The 3,571-nt window shown below is 52.6% G+C and carries 2 tRNA genes and 2 rRNA genes; all 4 read right to left on the bottom strand.

Annotated elements, in window-relative coordinates:
* Window positions 1–2,253: ribosomal RNA gene (locus AC2FNN_RS21230) — 23S ribosomal RNA — on the bottom strand; the annotation flags it as partial.
* A 575-nt stretch (window positions 2,254–2,828) separates the two neighbouring features.
* Window positions 2,829–2,904 (bottom strand) — tRNA-Ala (locus tag AC2FNN_RS21235).
* Between the two features lie 118 nt (window positions 2,905–3,022).
* A tRNA-Ile gene (locus AC2FNN_RS21240) sits at window positions 3,023–3,099 on the bottom strand.
* A gap of 217 nt (window positions 3,100–3,316) precedes the next feature.
* Window positions 3,317–3,571: ribosomal RNA gene (locus AC2FNN_RS21245) — 16S ribosomal RNA — on the bottom strand; the annotation flags it as partial.

Consider the following 3,571-nt stretch of genomic DNA (forward strand, 5'->3'; position numbering starts at 1 on the left):
AGCCAACCTTCGCGCGCCTCCGTTACGCTTTAGGAGGCGACCGCCCCAGTCAAACTACCCGCCACGCAGGGTCCCGGATCCGGATAACGGACCGCGGTTAGACATCAAGAGTGCGAAGGGTGGTATCTCAAGGGAGGCTCCACAGGTACTTGCGTTCCTGCTTCAAAGCCTACCACCTATCCTGCACATCACAATCCTGATGCCAGTGCGAAGCTGTAGTAAAGGTGCACGGGGTCTTTCCGTCTAACCGCGGGAAGCCTGCATCTTGACAGGCAATTCAATTTCGCTGAGTCGATGTTGGAGACAGCGGGGAAGTCGTTACGCCATTCGTGCAGGTCGGAACTTACCCGACAAGGAATTTCGCTACCTTAGGACCGTTATAGTTACGGCCGCCGTTTACCTGGGCTTCAATTCAAGGCTCTCACCTCTCCTTTTAACCTTCAGGCACCGGGCAGGCGTCAGACCCTATACGTCGTCTTGCGACTTCGCAGAGCCCTGTGTTTTTAATAAACAGTCGCCACCCCCTGGTTTGTGCCCCCAGCCCCTAGTTGCCTAGGAACCGGGCCTCCTTCTCGCGAACTTACGGAGGTATTTTGCCGAGTTCCTTCAACATCGTTCTCTCAAGCGCCTTGGTATGCTCTACCAGTCCACCTGTGTCGGTTTAGGGTACGGTCTGATGGAGGGCTATTTCCAGGAACCACTCAGCAGCCCAATCAATCCGATAAGATTGAACTACACCTGTGATCCGTCACATCCTCCTGGCCTAGGAATATTAACCTAGTTCCCATCGCCTACGCCTTTCGGCCTCGGCTTAGGGGCCGGCTTACCCTGCTCAGATTAGCTTTAAGCAGGAACCCTTGGACTTTCGGCGAGAGTGTCTCTCACACTCTTTGTCGCTACTCATGTCATCATTCTCACTAGTGATCTCTCCACCGGATCCCTCACAGGCCGGCTTCATCGAAAGAACTCGATCCGTCATTACACCCGCTGATATTTCACAGGTGGATGCAAATACGGATGAGTTCTATGTCACACTACGCTCTGCTACCATGCCTTACGGCATCCTAAGCTTCGGCTCATGGCTTGAGCCCCGTTACATCTTCGCCGCAGGACAACTTATTTAGACCAGTGAGCTGTTACGCTATCTTTAAAGGATGGCTGCTTCTAAGCCAACCTCCTGGTTGTTTTGGTCGTCCCACCTGCTTTCCCACTTAGCCATGAATTGGGGGCCTTAGCTGTAGGTCAGGGTTGTTTCCCTCTCCACTACGGACGTTAGCATCCGCAGTGTGTCTGCCATCTAGTACTCCCGGGTATTCGGAGTTTGGTTAGGATCAGTAAGCCTGTGGGGCCCCATTACCCATCCAGTGCTCTACCCCCCGGGGTATTCGGATGACGCTCTACCTAAATAGATTTCGCAGAGAACCAGCTATCTCCGAGTTTGATTGGCCTTTCACCCCTAGGCACAGCTCATCCCGATCCTTTTCAACGGATGTGGGTTCGGTCCTCCAGTAAGTGTTACCTTACCTTCAACCTGGCCATGCCTAGATCACTCGGTTTCGGGTCTGATCCCACGAACTCATGCGCCCTATTAAGACTCGCTTTCGCTACGCCTACACCTAACGGCTTAAGCTTGCTCGTGAGACCAAGTCGATGACCCATTATACAAAAGGTACGCCGTCACCCCGCAAGGGGGCTCCGACTGATTGTAGGCGTTCGGTTTCAGGTACTGTTTCACTCCCCTCGTCGGGGTGCTTTTCACCTTTCCCTCACGGTACTGGTTCGCTATCGGTCAGCAAGGAGTACTTAGCCTTCGAAGGTGGTCCTCCGATCTTCAGACAGAATTTCACGTGTTCCGCCCTACTTAATACGTCCGTCAAAGCTTCCTATACGGGGCTGTCACCCGCTATGGCCACGCTTCCCAACGTGTTCTAGTCACTTATCCGGCTCGGCTGGTCCCCGTTCGCTCGCCGCTACTAGGGGAGTATCAATTGATTTCCTTTCCTCCGGGTACTTAGATGTTTCAGTTCCCCGGGTTTGCTCTTAAAACCCTATGTATTCAGGTCTTAAGTACTTGGTTAAGCGACATATTGATTAGCAAAACTAACAATATGAAGCTTTCAAGTGGGTTGCCCCATTCAGAAATCCATGGATCAAAGCTTATTCTCAGCTCCCCATGGCTTATCGCAGAGTATCACGTCTTTCATCGCCTCTTGCTGCCAAGGCATTCACCAAACGCCCTTCTCGCGCTTGATTTGATCCAGAAAGAGAAAGACACACGATAGTTGTGCTACCGCCTATTCGGCTACTTGAGCACGATGTCTGCTGCGAACTTCGTTCTTCGCAGACGATGTATCAATCGAGACCGCCCAGCTGGTAACTAAAGGCAGTCATTCTTCTGAACCAAAAACATACATTTCCCGCCCCCGCCACTTGGACGAGGACAAATGAGCAACCCCATATGGTCTCTCAGCCGTGCAGCTGATCAACGCAGGTCGCTCGGGTTAGTATATTAGACTTGGACAACTCTGTTCGTTTCAGTCGCGATACACGAGACAGGGCCGGCTAGACCCAAACCGTGCCTCCCATCAGATGATGGAAACGACCGAGATCAACGCCACACTCGGCGCGATCAAACAGTGTTGATTGATTTCTCTCTATACGATGTAAAAGACGAACAGCTCATGCTGTTCTGTCGTCCAATCGGACGGTTAAGAACCCAAAGGTGCTTAACGATCTGATCGAAGCGATATGGTGGAGCCACCGCCAATCGACTTGACGATTGGCGCATCAAAAATCCTGGGCTTCACCATGACGAGCGAAGCGAGGAATGGTGGAGCCTAGGAGGATCGAACTCCTGACCTCCTGAATGCAAATCAGGCGCTCTCCCAGCTGAGCTAAGGCCCCATCTTTTTTGGCCTACCGCCTATTCGGCTACTTGAGGCCATAAAGGTCGCTCTCATTGCTTTTGTGACCAAAAGCAACTGCCGCGACATCGCCTTTTTGCCTCACGGCAAAAATGGCTTGGTGGGTCGAGGAGGACTTGAACCTCCGACCTCACGCTTATCAGGCGTGCGCTCTAACCACCTGAGCTACCGACCCAGTTGATTTTGCAAAAGCAAAATCGACGTTGCCCGACAGGCGCTTTTGCTTGCAAAAGCTGCCGAGAGGGCCAGACCTCACAGCGTTGCAGGCCTGATGTGTTCTGAAGAGATATGAGGACGGCTCGGTCCATGAGTTTGATCAACTTTGTTTGTTGATCTTCTGCTAAGTGTTCCACGATCAAGAGCGAACTCTGTGATGCTAGGAACATCCTTAGAAAGGAGGTGATCCAGCCGCAGGTTCCCCTACGGCTACCTTGTTACGACTTCACCCCAGTCGCTGATCCTACCGTGGTCCGCTGCCCCCAAAAGGTTAGCGCACGGCCGTCGGGTAGAACCAACTCCCATGGTGTGACGGGCGGTGTGTACAAGGCCCGGGAACGTATTCACCGCGTCATGCTGTTACGCGATTACTAGCGATTCCGACTTCATGGGGTCGAGTTGCAGACCCCAATCCGAACTGAGATGGTTTT

This window comes from Ruegeria sp. BHSA118, assembly GCF_059613405.1.